This is a genomic window from Miniphocaeibacter massiliensis (assembly GCF_900232905.1).
GTDB classification, from domain to species: domain Bacteria; phylum Bacillota; class Clostridia; order Tissierellales; family Peptoniphilaceae; genus Miniphocaeibacter; species Miniphocaeibacter massiliensis.
The window spans coordinates 400,221-414,807 of record NZ_OCTQ01000001.1; the positions used below are offsets into that span (position 1 = coordinate 400,221).

The 14,587-nt window shown below is 27.7% G+C and carries 12 protein-coding genes; all 12 read right to left on the reverse strand.

What is annotated here, in order from left to right:
* Window positions 1-14 precede the first annotated feature (14 nt).
* Complete coding sequence (gene argS, locus CS899_RS02050; protein ID WP_099203299.1) at window positions 15-1,712, reverse strand: arginine--tRNA ligase; 1,698 nt, start codon at window positions 1,710-1,712, stop codon at window positions 15-17.
* A 12-nt stretch (window positions 1,713-1,724) separates the two neighbouring features.
* A complete protein-coding gene (locus tag CS899_RS02055) occupies window positions 1,725-4,094 on the reverse strand; it encodes an endonuclease MutS2 (protein WP_099203300.1) in 2,370 nt (789 codons plus the stop codon).
* A 2-nt stretch (window positions 4,095-4,096) separates the two neighbouring features.
* Window positions 4,097-6,412, reverse strand: a complete 2,316-nt coding sequence (locus tag CS899_RS02060) for a U32 family peptidase (RefSeq protein ID WP_099203301.1) — start codon at window positions 6,410-6,412, stop codon at window positions 4,097-4,099.
* Complete coding sequence (locus CS899_RS02065) at window positions 6,413-6,949, reverse strand: cell division protein ZapA (RefSeq protein ID WP_099203302.1); 537 nt, start codon at window positions 6,947-6,949, stop codon at window positions 6,413-6,415.
* Window positions 6,950-6,951: 2 nt separating this feature from the next.
* On the reverse strand, window positions 6,952-9,330 hold the full coding sequence (pheT, locus tag CS899_RS02070) for a phenylalanine--tRNA ligase subunit beta (protein WP_099203303.1): 2,379 nt from the start codon (window positions 9,328-9,330) through the stop codon (window positions 6,952-6,954).
* Window positions 9,331-9,339: 9 nt separating this feature from the next.
* A complete protein-coding gene (gene pheS / locus CS899_RS02075) occupies window positions 9,340-10,362 on the reverse strand; it encodes a phenylalanine--tRNA ligase subunit alpha (protein WP_099203304.1) in 1,023 nt (340 codons plus the stop codon).
* Window positions 10,363-10,609: 247 nt separating this feature from the next.
* Window positions 10,610-11,395, reverse strand: coding sequence for a TrmH family RNA methyltransferase (locus tag CS899_RS02080; protein ID WP_099203305.1), 786 nt, complete (start codon window positions 11,393-11,395; stop codon window positions 10,610-10,612).
* Window positions 11,388-12,044, reverse strand: coding sequence for a potassium channel family protein (locus CS899_RS02085; RefSeq protein ID WP_099203306.1), 657 nt, complete (start codon window positions 12,042-12,044; stop codon window positions 11,388-11,390). The genes CS899_RS02080 and CS899_RS02085 overlap by 8 nt, the downstream gene beginning before the upstream one ends.
* A 7-nt stretch (window positions 12,045-12,051) precedes the next feature.
* Complete coding sequence (locus CS899_RS02090) at window positions 12,052-13,392, reverse strand: TrkH family potassium uptake protein (RefSeq protein WP_099203307.1); 1,341 nt, start codon at window positions 13,390-13,392, stop codon at window positions 12,052-12,054.
* Between the two features lie 58 nt (window positions 13,393-13,450).
* A complete protein-coding gene (rplT, locus tag CS899_RS02095) occupies window positions 13,451-13,801 on the reverse strand; it encodes a 50S ribosomal protein L20 (protein WP_099203308.1) in 351 nt (116 codons plus the stop codon).
* Between the two features lie 23 nt (window positions 13,802-13,824).
* A complete protein-coding gene (gene rpmI / locus CS899_RS02100; RefSeq protein WP_099203309.1) occupies window positions 13,825-14,016 on the reverse strand; it encodes a 50S ribosomal protein L35 in 192 nt (63 codons plus the stop codon).
* A gap of 11 nt (window positions 14,017-14,027) precedes the next feature.
* Complete coding sequence (gene infC / locus CS899_RS02105; RefSeq protein WP_099203310.1) at window positions 14,028-14,540, reverse strand: translation initiation factor IF-3; 513 nt, start codon at window positions 14,538-14,540, stop codon at window positions 14,028-14,030.
* Window positions 14,541-14,587: the final 47 nt, after the last annotated feature.

Genomic DNA, 14,587 nt, shown 5'->3' on the forward strand with positions numbered 1-14,587 from the left:
TAGTAAAACTAGTCTTACATTTTTTCTGGAGCTGCTATTCCAAGTAAATTCAAACTTGTAGTTAAAACAACTTTTGTTGCATATGTTAATAATAATCTTGCATTTTTTAAATCTTCTTCAGCTGAATTAATAGGACAAGAATTATAAAATCTATTAAATGCCTTTGCAAGTTCTACCGCATATCTTGTTACAAATGAAGGTTCTAATTTGTTTGCTGCACTTTCTAGTACATTTCCATAATTATCCAATAGTTTTACTATGGCTATCTCTTCATTTTCTTTTAGTAAGTTATAATTAACATCTTCCATTAACTTAAAATTAACTTTATTTAATATTGTAGATGCTCTAGCATTTGCATATTGAACATAAGGTCCTGTCTCTCCATCAAAATTAAGCACCTGATCCCAATCAAATACATAATCTTTTATTCTATTATTGAACAAATCTTGGAATATTATAGCACCAACGCCTATTTCTTTCGCTACTTTTTCTTTATCTGCAAGATTAGGATTTCTTTCTTCAATAATATTTTTAGTCTTGTCTATAGCCTTATTTAAAACATCTTCTAAAAACACCACTTTCCCTTCTCTTGTTTTCATAGCTCCATCTTTCATCGAAACCATACCAAAAGATACGTGTACACAATCTTTTGCCCACTCGTATCCCATTTCTGTTAGCACCGCTATCAATTGTTGAAAATGCAGTCTTTGTTGAGAAGCAACTACATAATTATTTTTGTAGAAGTCATATGTCTTCTTTCTATAAATTGCTGTTGCAATATCTCTAGTTATATATGTGCTAGAACCATTACTCTTCTTAATTAATACTGGAGGTAGATCATATTTTTCTAAATCTATAATCATAGCTCCATCTGATTCTTTTAACAAATTTTTATCTTCTAACTCTTTTATAACATCTTCCATAAACTGAGAATGATAAGCTTCGCCATTATAGTTATCAAAACTTACCCCTAAAAGCTTATATACTCTTTGAAATTCATTTAGACTAATATCTTTAAACCATTGCCAAAGTTCAACTGCTTCTTCGTCTTTTTTCTCTAGTCTATCAAACCAATATCTTGCTTCATCCATTAAAGCTTCATTTTCTGAAGCTTCTTTATTGTATTTGACATATAAATTAAGTAGTTCATTTATAGGATCTTTGTCTATTTGCTCTTTACTTCCCCATTTTTTATATGCAGAAATCATCATACCAAATTGTGTTCCATAATCACCTAAATAGTTTATGGATACAGTATTATAATCTTGATATTTTAGTATATTATTTATAGAATTTCCTATAACTGTTGATCTCAAATGTCCAATATGAAAAGGCTTAGCTATGTTTGTAGAAGAAAATTCTACAACAACATTTTTTCCTTCTCCTATGCTTTTAGATCCAAATTTTTTATTATTCACTACTTCTTCTAATACTTCTTTAATTTGAATGCAATTATTAACATAAAAATTTATATATGGACCTACATTTAAAATCTTTGAAAAATATTCTCCATTTGATAGTTTTCCTACAAAATCTTCAGCTATTAAGTTAGGCGCTTTTTTTAAAACCTTAGCAAATCTAAATACCGGAAAAGCATAATCTCCCATTTCAGCATTAGGCGGGATTTCTATTAGTGAAATAATTTCTTCTCTGTTCATATCTAATTGTAACTCTTCAATTTTATCTGCAACTTTTAATTTAAAATCTATCATTTTAACCTCTCACTATTTAATTTCAACGACAGTAACTCCTGTTCCACCTTCTGAGTAACTACCTATTCTAAAGGATTTTGCATGCTTATTTCTATTTAAATATTTTTGAACTCCTTGCCTTAAAGCACCTGTTCCTTTTCCATGTATAAGTACAACTTCTTTAAGTCCAACTATATAGGCATCGTCTATAAACTTATCTATTTCGTAAATAGCTTCTTCAATGTTTAGACCTCTTAAGTCTAATTCTCTATTTACTTCTTTGCTACTCTTGTTTTTTATTATATTTTTAATATTATTACTAGCTTTTTTCTCATCCTTGGATTCAACTAACCTTAAGTTTTTAATGTTAGCATTTATTTTCATAATACCTACTTGAACTTGAATATCTCCTTTTTTGTCTGGATTTGTTATAACTTCCCCAATTTCATTCATTCCAAGTATTTCAACATCATCTCCTATTGAAATTTCTTTCTTAGAATTGTTAGATGTTTCCAATAAATTCTTATTAGAAGTATTTTTCTTTAATTTTTCACTAAAATCTTTCTCTATTAAAGTTACTTCTTTAGCAATATTTTTTTCTGCATCTTTTTCTAAGAATTTCAAATGCTTAATTAAGTCTTTAGTAGAATCTTTTGCCTCTAAGATAATATTATAAGCTTCTTCTCTAGCTTCTTCAATTATTTTCTCTCTTGTGTTTTTTGCCTTGTCCAGTTCTAATTGTAATTTTAACTTTATTTCTTTTATTTCATTTTCAAGTTCTTCTTGTTTCTTTTTGCTTTCTTCTACTTGCTTTCTATCATACTCAATTTTTGATAGTACATCTTCAAAACTTTGATTTTCTTCTGAAATCAATTCTTTTGCTTCATTTATTATAGACTCACCTAGTCCTAATCTTTTTGAAATCTCAAATGCATTTGACTTTCCAGGTATTCCTATTGTAAGTTTATATGTCGGTCTTAAGGTATCAACATTAAATTCAACTGAGCCATTTTTTACACCTTTGGTATTTAATGCAAATAATTTTAGTTGAGAATAATGTGTTGTTGCCATAGTCCTTATATTCTTTTTTAATAATCTTTCTAATATTGCAATTGCAAGTGCAGCTCCTTCAGTTGGATCTGTTCCTGCTCCTAGTTCATCAAATAATACTAGTGAATTATACTGTAAATTCTCTAGTATATTTACAATATTTGTCATATGAGAAGAAAAAGTACTTAACGATTGTTCTATACTTTGTTCATCTCCAATATCTGCAAAAATTTCATTAAATATCGCTATTTCTGAATTTGCATTACAAGGTATCATCAAACCTGATTGAGCCATTAATGTTAATAATCCTACTGTTTTTAGAGTAACGGTCTTACCCCCGGTATTTGGTCCAGTTATAACAAGCGTATTGTAATCTTTTCCTATATACACATCTATCGGAACTACAGTTTTCTTGTCTAAAGCAGGATGTCTAGCTTTTTTTAAATTTATAATACCATTTGTATTAACTTCTGGTTTAGTACCCTCTAATTCTATCGCTAAATTACCCTTGGCAAAAACAAAATCCATATAAGATAATATTTTTTGATTTTCTATCAATTGATCCTTTATTTCAAAAAGTTCAATTGATAGATTTCTTAGTATTTTCTTTATTTCTTCAGCTTCTTTTGACTCTAATATTCTAATATCATTATTAAGCTCAACTACTGCCATTGGCTCTATAAAAGCAGTTGCTCCTGATGATGATTGATCGTGCACTATTCCTTTTACAAAACTTCGATTTTCAGACTTAACCGGTATTACATATCTTCCATCCCTAATGGTTACAAAAGAATCTTGTAATAATTTCTCTGAATTTTGAGATTTTAATATGCTATTTAATTTGTTTCTTATTGCGCTTGTCTTATTTTGTATCTCTCTTCTGATTCTTTTAAGTTCAGAACTTGCATTATCACTAATTTCTGTTTCCGAAATAATAGAACTTGAAATATTCGACTCAATATTATCAAATTGTATCAAATTAAAAATCATATTGTAAATAATAGGATATTTAATATTATTTTCTTCTGTTTCTCCTAAATATTTTTTTACCTCTCTTACAGACCTTAATAAAGTTGCTGCATCTAAAAGTTCTTTAGGATTTAAACTTCCACCTTTTTCTACATGTTTTAAGGGCAATATAAAATCATTTATTTCATATATAGAAGGATTACCAAAAGCATATATTAAACTACAGGCTTCTTCTGTTTCTTCTAGTGTTTTTTTTACAATATCTATGTCTGTAGTAGGCATTAACTTTCTAGAAATGTCTTTCCCTAAATTTGACTTAGTGTATTCTACAAGTCTATTAATTATTAAATTGTATTCTAGTACTTTTAATGCTCTTTCATTCATTCTTAATTTATTCCTCTATTAAAATGTCCTTTTGTATATTTGTTCATATCAAATAAGTTTTTTCCATTTTTGTTTTTATTTATTTTATTATTAAATAGTTTTATTAAATTAGCATCTTCTTCATTTATAATTAACCTAATATTACCACTATTTTCAAAATTAATATTACCTATTAAATCATAACTATTTAATAATTTACTATTATATAATTCACTATAATTATTGTACCTATTTACTAAAAAATATTCATTATTTTCATCTTTTAAATAATGATTTTTAGAATACTTACAAGATTTGCAACCTAAATCGTTCTTACAACCTTTTATACTACTAAATGGACAATTTCTTATTATCATTGATGTTAAATATCCATATACTATAATTTCAAAATTTGTATTTATAAATGGTAGCATACTATTTATTTCATCTAAGTTTAATTCTGTAGATAGCGTTATTCTTTCTAAACCTAAATCTTCAAGAAATTTATAAGTTTTTGAATTTAAAACATTCAATCCTAAATCTCCTACTATTTTCTTAGTTGGGAATTTTTGTCTTATAAATTCAATATCTCCTATGTTATTTACTAAAAATCCTTCTATATTTTTTTCTATTTCAGCAATTTCATTTTCTAACTTAGACAAATTGTCAGTTGTTGAAAATCTTGGAATTTTAAAATAATATTTATTAGTATTTTTTAATGGTAAATTAGAATATATTTCGCCAAATTCATTATCTATTTCTTTATCTATATTAATGTATTCTATGTTAATTAAAGTATTTGATTCTTTCCTATGTTTTAATTTCTCAAACTCTATTGTAACATAATTTTTAAATTCTCTATCATTAAAATTATTAATATAGTTATCTAACTCTATGATAATTTCTCTTCGGAGTTCATTTAATTTTTTTACAGGAATAAATATATTCTCATCTATATCAAATTCTATTTTATTAAGAGTATAGTCAGTATTACCTAATTTAGAGAGTTGTTCAGATATTTTTTCTTTCTCCATTGGTTGACTAATAGCTGGTAAAATTGTATGTTCTACTTCATCTTCAATTTCTAAATTTTTATATTTTGCATAAAGTCTGGGATTTTTTCCAATTTTACCAATAAATTTAAATTCTATTGTTCTTTTGTAGTCAATGACTTTATTTTTTAGTTCTTCTTTCAATTTTATAGAACTAGTTCTTCTTACTTTAGCTTTTATTTTTGCATCATAAAAGTAATTTTCAAATATAATATCTCCTGCTTTGTAATCATCTGTTAATGTATATTGAATTACTTTGCCTTTCTTTGTTTCTATTAGTAGAATATCTCCCTTGTAGACTTGTTTATATAGTAATATTCCAGTTTTGTTATTTTGAGATACAATTACACCTATTTCAATACCTTTTTTATTTCTTTTCCTATCTATTTCTATAAAATTTTTACCATAGTCATAGTTTAGTAACCCCTTTGTAAATCCTCTATTAGAAACTTCTTCCAAAACTTCTATATTTATCTTTTCTTTTAATAATTTTGACTTATATGTTTTTACAACTGAATAAACATATTCTGGCTTTTTCATTCTACCTTCAATTTTAAAAGATTTAACACCTATATCTCTAAGTTCTACAACTGTATCTATTGTACATAAGTCTTTAGGGCTTAAAAAAGATTTGTAATCTTTATCTTTACTTTCTATTTCAAAATTAGAATCATATACTTGGTATTCCTTTCTACATGGCTGAGCACACTTACCTCTATTTCCACTTCTTCCTCCAATGTATGAACTCATTAAGCATTGACCAGATGTTGCCACACACAAAGAACCATGAATAAATACTTCTAACTCTATATCTACATTTTCAGAAATATATCTTATCTCATCAATAGGTGTTTCTCTTGCAAGTACAACTCTTGAAAAACCTAACTCCTTCATCATTTTTGCCCCAAAATAATTATATATATTAATTTGAGTACTAGCATGAACTTCCATATCTGGTAAATATTGTTTTATTAATTTTAATAATCCTAAATCTTGTATTATCACTGCATCTACATCAGAATTATATAAATCAATAACATAATTTAGTGCTTCATTTAACTCATAATCATGAAGTAAAGTATTAACTGTAACATATACCTTTACATTGTTTTTATGACACAAGTTCACTATATTTTTCATATTTTCAGTTGTAAAATTTTCCGCATAGGCTCGTGCACTAAATAGTTTACCACCTAAGTAAATAGCATCAGCTCCTGCTTTAATTGCAGCAATGAGCATATCATTGTTACCTACAGGAGCTAAAACTTCAAAATCATAATCTTTCAATTATAAAACCTTACCTTTTATTTCTTCTAATTCCTTATAAAGTGAATTAATTAACTTTAATGATTCTGTATAATCTTTTCTTACATCATTTAAAGCACTTTCTATTTTTTCTATTTCTTGGTCTTTTCTACTAACATCATCGTTAAGTTTTTTTATATCTTTATCTAGTCCTTCTATTTTTGTCTTATAATTTGAAATAGAATTTTTCAAGTTTTTGTTATCTTCTTCAGTTTTTGTTATTTCCCTAACTAAAGTATCATTTTTGTTTAATACTGAATTATACTCTCTTAAAGGAACTTCTGCTTTTTTTGATAATTCCTTGTATTTTTCATCAATCTTTAAATTTTCTTCTGAAAAATATAAAAGAGCTAAATTTAAAAGCATCATCTCTTTTAATTTAGGATTTTCTCTTCTAAGTTCTGACACTTTTTCATTCACTTTGTCAGCTATACATTGTACATATTCTTCTGACTTATCAGATTTTATAGTATATATATGTCCAAAAATTTTTATATCAACTTTGTTTTTTTCAGGCATATTTAACTCCTTAATTCTGCATTTAAATCTCTTTGTAGTATTTCTAATATATTATCTATAATTTTATTTATTTCTTCTTCTTTTAAAGTTCCTTTTGAAGACTGAAATACAATTCTGTAAGCTAAACTTTTTTCTGTATTCTTTACATGATCTCCTGTATAAATATCAAATAATTTAACATTTTTTACTAAACCTTCACCTGTTTTGTATATTATTTTTTCTATTTGTGCAGTTTCAAGGTTTCTAGCTACAACTATTGCTAAATCTCTTTCTATACTAGGATACTTTATTATAGTATTGTATTTTTTGTCCTTATTTATATACTTCATTATAATAGATAAATCTAGTTCTCCAATATATACTCTTGAAGAAATATTATAGTTTTCTGCTACCTCATAACTTATTTCTCCAATTTCTCCTAATATATCTCCATTGTAAATTATAGATGCAGATCTTCCAGGATGAAATGTTCTATTTTCTGTTAACGCTTTAAACTCTAAATTTTTTATTCCTAATTGATTCAAATAAACTACCACTATATCTTTTATATCGTAAAAATCATATTTCCCATACATTCCTATAGCAACTTTTTTTACTTCATTAGGTAACTCATTTTTGTCAAAAGCGTGGAATGTGTTTCCCAATTCATAAACTTTAAAGTCTTCTGTTTTAAATTTGCTATTTTTATCCAAAACCTCTAAAATGTTTGGAATAAGTGTAGTTCTCATAACACTAAAATCTTCACCTAGTGGATTTTTTAAAATAACAAGTTCATTATCGTCAATTTCTTTTAATATTTTATCATATGCTTTTCTACTAATAAAAGAATATGTTGTAGCTTCATATAAACCTAATCTAGTCAAAATTTCTTTAGATTCATCTTCTAGAAGCCTTTTTTCTGATTTTTTACCACTTAATAAATCTCCACTTAATGGTTTGGGAGTTATATTGTGAAATCCATACATTCTTCCTATTTCTTCCATTAAATCTTCTTTAATGCTTATATCCATTCTAAAATTTGGAACTTCTACTGTTAAATTATCTTCAACAACATCTACCTTAAATTCTAAGATTTCAAAATATTTTATTATTTCTTCTTTAGGTATTTCTGTACCTAATATCTCATTAATTTTATTATAATTTATATCTATGAATTTCTTTTCTTGTGGTACTTTGTAAACATCATAACAACCAGCTACTACTGTTCCCGAGTCTGTTTTCTCGATTAAGTCACACACTCTCTCTGCCGCATACTTACACATATCTGGAGTTATTCCTTTTTCATATCTCTGAGATGCTTCTGTTCTTAATCCAAGTCGTTTAGATGTTAACCTTACTGACTCACTATTAAATACAGCTGATTCTATTAAAATTGTTTTAGTGTCATTTGTTATTTCACTATTTAATCCTCCCATAACCCCTGCTATAGCTACTGTTTTTTCTCCATCAGCTATAACTAGATCAGAAGATAATAATTGTCTATCTTTTTTATCTAATGTTGTTACCTTTTCTTCTTCCATAGCTTGTCTAACAATTATTTTTTTATCTGCCAAATGTTCAATATCAAAAGCATGTAGTGGTTGACCTAATTCTAATAATACATAATTTGTAATATCTACTATATTATTTATAGGTCTCATTCCTGCTTGCATTAAATAATTTTGCATCCATTGAGGAGATTCTTTAACTACAATATCTTTAACAATTTTTCCTACATATCTTAAACAATTATCAGACTCTACTTCCACAGAGTTAAAATATTTTTCTATATTTTCAATCTCAGTAGTTAATTCTATTTTTGGTATTTCTATTTTACTATTAAAAGTTGCTGCTACTTCTCTAGCCATGCCTATTATTGATAGGCAATCTGGTCTATTAGGAGTTATTTCAAATTCTATAACAGGATCCACTATTTGCAAAGCTTCTACTATACTTTGTCCTGGCGTACCATTTTCTAGAATTATTACTCCTTCTTGAGAATTCTTTGGAACAACTTTATCATTAAATCCTAATTCTTCATATGAGCATAGCATTCCTGGTGATATTATTCCCTTAAGATCAACAGGTTGGATTTCTAGTCCATTTGGAAGTTTAGCACCTATTTTAGCAAATACTACTAAGTCATCCTCTTTCATATTTTTTGCTCCAGTTACTATATCAACTTCTCCAGTACCATCATTTACTTTTACTAATGATAATTTGTCAGCATTAGGATGTTTTTCTATACTTATTATTTTAGCTACTACTATATTATTTAAATTTTCTCCTAAATTATCTATAGATTCAACATGAGAACCTGTTGATGTTACTTTATTTACCAACTCCATTAAATCTAAATCTTTATTTATATATTCTTTCATCCAAACTATTGGTAATAACATTATTTCCTCCTAAAATTGCTCTAAAAATCTCTTATCATTTCCATAAAGTAGACGAATATTATCTATTCCATGTCTTACCATTGTAATTCTATCTACTCCCATTCCAAATGCAAATCCCGAATAAATTTCTGGATCAATTCCGCAATTTCTTAATACATTTGGATGAACCATTCCACATCCTAATAACTCCATACTCCATCCTGTATAATTACAAGAAGGACATCCTTCTCCATGGCAATCAAAACAAGAAACATCTACCTCTGCTGATGGTTCTGTAAATGGAAAATAATGTGGTCTATATCTAGTCTTCATATCACTTCCAAAAAACTCTTTAATAAATACATCTAATGTATCTATTAAATTAGCCATTGTTATGCCTTTATCTACAACTAACCCCTCTATTTGATGAAACATTGGTGAATGTGTATCATCTACATCATCAAACCTAAACGTTCTTCCAGCAGAAACCATTCTAATTGGTGGTTTATTTTTTAACATTGTTCTTATTTGAACTGGAGATGTATGGGTTCTAAGTAAAATATCATCATTTATATAGAAAGTGTCTGTTAAATCTCTAGATGGATGATTTTTTGGTGAATTTAACATATCAAAATTATTTTTAACAGTTTCTACTTCTGGACCGTCAATTATAGAAAATCCCATTGTCTGGAACAAATCCTCTAAATCTTCCATTGTTTTATTTAAAGGATGTCTATGTCCTATTTCTAAAGATCCTCTAGTTGCAGTAACATCTACTTTTTCTTCTTGTATTTTTATTTTTTTTACTTCATTTACTAGCTCTTCTTTTTTAGCAGAAAGGTATTTTTCTAACTTTTCTCTAACTTCATTAGCCAACTGTCCCATAACTGGTCTTTCTTCTTTTGAAAGTTTTCCCATTCCTCTTAAAACTGATGTAAGTTCTCCCTTTTTACCAAGAATACTTACCCTTATATTCTCTAATTCTTTTAAGGATTTTACTTTTTCAATTTTTTCTATAGTTTTTTCTTTAATTAAACTTAATTGTTCTTTCATTTTTCCTCCTATTTCTTCATATAATGCTTTATTTTATCAACTATAATTATTTAGGTTTTCCCTAATATAATCATAAAAAAATCTTCCATCCCAAAATGGGACGGAAGATCCGCGGTACCACCCAAATTATGAAAACATCACTTAATTTGAAACTATATATCGTTAGTTAACGCTCAGTATTAACTGAGTACTCAGGAGTGAATATTTACAATGCAATTACTATGTTACACCACCCCATAGCTCTCTATTAACTGCTAATTGTCTTTTTTTCCATCTGCGTAATTATTTGATTAAAATAAAACATTGTTATTGAAGCTGCTACACCAGCATTTAGTGACTCTACATTTCCTGATAGTGGAATTATCACTTTTTCAGCTGAAATCTTTAAGACTTCTTGTGAAACTCCATTTGCCTCATTTCCAATTATTATAGCATGTTTTTCAGATTCTGTCATATTATAAATACTAACTGAATCTTCTTCTAAAGCCATACAATACAATTTATGTGTATTCTTTATTTCTTTTAATTTTTCTAAATTTAGGCTAATTATATTAGTTCTAAAGAGCGATCCCATTGACCCCCTTATAACTTTTGAATTATAAATATCTACACAATCATTAATTAATCCTATTTGCTTATAACCAAAAGATTCTGCTGACCGTATAATTGTGCCCATATTACCAGGATCTCTTATTCCATCTAAAACTATAATATTTTCTTCTTTGGAAAATCTCTCACTTTCTTCTATTTTACAAGCTGCAATTATTCCCTCGGGATTTTCCATGTCTGTAAGCTCTTTAAATAGATTTTCTTCTAATATAAAAATATCTAGGTTTGTGTCTATTAGTGTATTAATATTAAAATCTTCTTTTACAAAAATGCTTTCTATTTTAACCCTTGAATCTAATGCCTCAACAAAAACTTTCTTACCTTCGATTAAAAATAGTTTATTTTTTACTCTAGAATTTTTCCTCTTGAGGCTTTTTATCTTCTTGAAATATTTATTATCTTTACTCGAAATCTTTTTAATCATTTGTTATGTCTACTAAAGATTCAACATCTTCTGTTCTTCCAACAACTAACAATATATCCTCTTTATCTATTATAGAACTAGAAATTGGATTTATATGTGTTCCTGTATTATTTCTTATAGCAATGATACTTATTTTATACTTATTTCTAATATCAAGATCTTCAATTTTATGCTTAACCCAAATATTAGGTGCCTTCACTTCTATCATACTAAATTCATCAGATAATTCTATAAAATCTACTATACTATTTTTAGTTAAAACATGAGCTAGTCTAAGACCAGATTCTTTTTCAGGAATTATTACTTCGTCTGCACCTATTTTTTTAAGTATCTTGCCATGAGCAGTATCTTTAACTTTAGCTATTACAAATTTTACTCCTAGTTCTTTTGCTACTGTTGTAGCTAATACTGAAGCTTCAAAATTGGAGCTCATTCCTATGACAACTACATCAAAATTTTGTACACCCAAATCTTCCATAACCCCTTCTGCTATAACATCAGCAGCAACAGCATGAGTGACATAAGGAGCTATTTCATTTATAACATCCTCATCTTGATCAATTACTAAAACCTCTTGATCTAATTCAACTAATTTCAATGCCAAAGCTTTTCCAAATCTTCCACAACCTATTACAACTATTTGTTTCATAATTCACCTATCCTAAAATAATATTTCCATAAGCTTCTTTGTATTTCTTCTTCTTTTTATTATTAGCAAAAGCAAAAACTAATGTCAGCATTCCTATTCTGCCAGCATACATAGTTAATATTAACAGTATCTTTGAAATAGTAGTTAACTCTGAAGTTATTCCCCTGCTTATGCCTACTGTAGCTGCTGCTGATGTAACTTCATAAAATATATCTACTGCACCAAAAGGCTCTATCACTAAGATTATTAAAGAAACTACTATTATCCATAATGCAAATACAAATACTATTGTCATTGCTCTTCTTATAAAGTCAAACCTAATTCTTCTATTGAAAATTACAATATCTTCATTACCTTTTATTTCGTTAATTACAACTGCAACAATTAATGCTATTGTAGAAATTTTAGCACCTCCAGCTGTACCAGCTGGTCCACCCCCAACAAACATTGTAAATATTCCAATTATAGCACTGCTATCATTTAATGCAGCTTGATCTATAGAAAAATAACCTGCTGTTCTTAAAGTTACTGACTGAAAAAATGAGGCTAGTGTTTTATCTTTCATACTTAAATTTTTTAATGTACCTACATTATCATATTCTATTATAAAAATAGCTAGTGCTACTGACACTATCATTATAATTGTACCTACTATAACAACTTTTGCATGTAAAGAATATTTTTTGAAATTAAATTTGTATGCTGTTATATTCATATATACATTAAATCCAAGTCCTCCAAGTATTATCAATATACTTACAGTCAGTATTATAAGAGAATTTGAACTATATTTTGATAAACTAGATGGACCAATTATATCAAAACCTGCATTACAAAATGAAGAAATAGAATGAAATATACTATACCAAATTCCTTTTTTTACTCCTAATTCTGGAATAAAAGTGATTGATAAAAGTAATGCTCCTATTGCTTCAATTATAAAGGTAGAAAAAAGAACATATTTTATTAATTTAACTAATCCTTTCATAGTATCAGCATTTAACTGTTCCTTTATTACTAATCTGGAAGACAATGTTATTCTTTTCCCCAATAATAAAGCCATAAATGTAGCCATTGTCATAAACCCAAGTCCTCCAATTTGAACTAAAGTAATTATTATAACATGACCAAATGTACTCCAATGAGTTGCTGTAACTACTGTTGTAAGCCCTGTTACACAAACATTAGAAGTTGCGACAAACAAACAATCTAAATAATTAGTTGCTGTACCATTTGCTGAAGATATAGGTAGCATTAAAAGTATACTACCTATTAATATTACTGATAAAAATCCTAAAGCTAAGTACAATGATGGGTTATCTATTATCTTTTTCCTTCTACTTTTCATTTTCCCTTCCTGAAATTCATTAAAACATTATAAAAAAAAACCCCCTTAGAGGGATTTTTTATGCTTCTTTAGCAATCTCTACTAATTTAGTAAATGCCGCTGGATCATTAATAGCCATTTCAGATAACATTTTTCTATTAATATCTATATTTGCTTTTTTAAGTCCATTCATAAATTTGCTATAGCTTAAACCGTTTTGTCTTGCTGCTGCATTTATTCTAGCAATCCATAATTGTCTGAAAGTTCTTTTTCTTTGCTTTCTACCAATATATGAATATGTCATTGATTTCATTACTGCTTGGTTAGCAGTTTTGAATAAAGTTGATTTTGAACCATAATAGCCTTTTGCAGCTTTTAATACTTTTTTATGTTTAGCGTGTGATGTTACACCACGTTTTACTCTTGCCATGTTTAATTACCTCCTATTTATAATTAAGGAATCATATGATTGATTCTTTTTTGATCTCCTGAACTCACTAAAGTACCTTTTCTCAAGTTTCTTATTCTTTTTGGTGATTTTTTAGCTGTTAAATGGCTCTTAAAAGCTTTAAATCTTCTTAATTTGCCAGTTCCTGTTCTTTTGAATCTTTTAGCGGAACCTCTATGTGTTTTCATTTTTGGCATAATAGTCCTCCTTATTTATTTATATTAGAGTTAAGTATCATAATCATACTTCTACCTTCCATAGCAGGTCTTTTCTCGACTACACCATTCTCTGATATTAGTCCTGCAAAAACTTCTAATAAGTCTTTACCCATACCTGTATGTCCCAGTTCTCTACCTCTAAATCTTACAGTTACTTTTACTTTGTCGCCTTTTGACAAAAATTCATTTGCTCTCTTAGCCTTTACCTCTAAATCATGTTTATCGATATTAGGTCTAAGTCTAATTTCTTTTACTGTTATAGTTTTTTGTTTCTTCTTAGATTCTTTTTCCTTTTTTATGGTTTCATATCTATATTTACCATAATCGATTATTTTACAAACTGGAGGATTAGCAATTGGAGCAATGTTTACTAAGTCAAGTTTACTTTCATTTGCTAAATCTCTAGCTTCTCTAATGGAAACCACACCTCTTTGTTCACCTTGAGCATCAATTAACCTTACCTCTTTTGCTCTAATCTCTTCATTAATTTGTAATTCTTTAATACCTCACACCTCCGTATAATAAAAAATGGCGAGTAGAAATACCCGCC

Excerpts from the sequence above, each read along its gene's own strand:
- rplT (WP_099203308.1), bottom strand. The coding sequence starts at position 13,801 with ATGGCAAGAGTAAAACGTGGTGTAACATCACACGCTAAACATAAAAAA.
- argS (WP_099203299.1), bottom strand. The coding sequence starts at position 1,712 with ATGATAGATTTTAAATTAAAAGTTGCAGATAAAATTGAAGAGTTACAA.
- CS899_RS02065 (WP_099203302.1), bottom strand. The coding sequence starts at position 6,949 with ATGCCTGAAAAAAACAAAGTTGATATAAAAATTTTTGGACATATATAT.
- CS899_RS02055 (WP_099203300.1), bottom strand. The coding sequence starts at position 4,094 with ATGAATGAAAGAGCATTAAAAGTACTAGAATACAATTTAATAATTAAT.
- CS899_RS02080 (WP_099203305.1), bottom strand. The coding sequence starts at position 11,395 with ATGATTAAAAAGATTTCGAGTAAAGATAATAAATATTTCAAGAAGATA.
- CS899_RS02090 (WP_099203307.1), bottom strand. The coding sequence starts at position 13,392 with ATGAAAAGTAGAAGGAAAAAGATAATAGATAACCCATCATTGTACTTA.
- pheS (WP_099203304.1), bottom strand. The coding sequence starts at position 10,362 with ATGAAAGAACAATTAAGTTTAATTAAAGAAAAAACTATAGAAAAAATT.
- CS899_RS02085 (WP_099203306.1), bottom strand. The coding sequence starts at position 12,044 with ATGAAACAAATAGTTGTAATAGGTTGTGGAAGATTTGGAAAAGCTTTG.
- pheT (WP_099203303.1), bottom strand. The coding sequence starts at position 9,330 with ATGTTATTACCAATAGTTTGGATGAAAGAATATATAAATAAAGATTTA.
- rpmI (WP_099203309.1), bottom strand. The coding sequence starts at position 14,016 with ATGCCAAAAATGAAAACACATAGAGGTTCCGCTAAAAGATTCAAAAGA.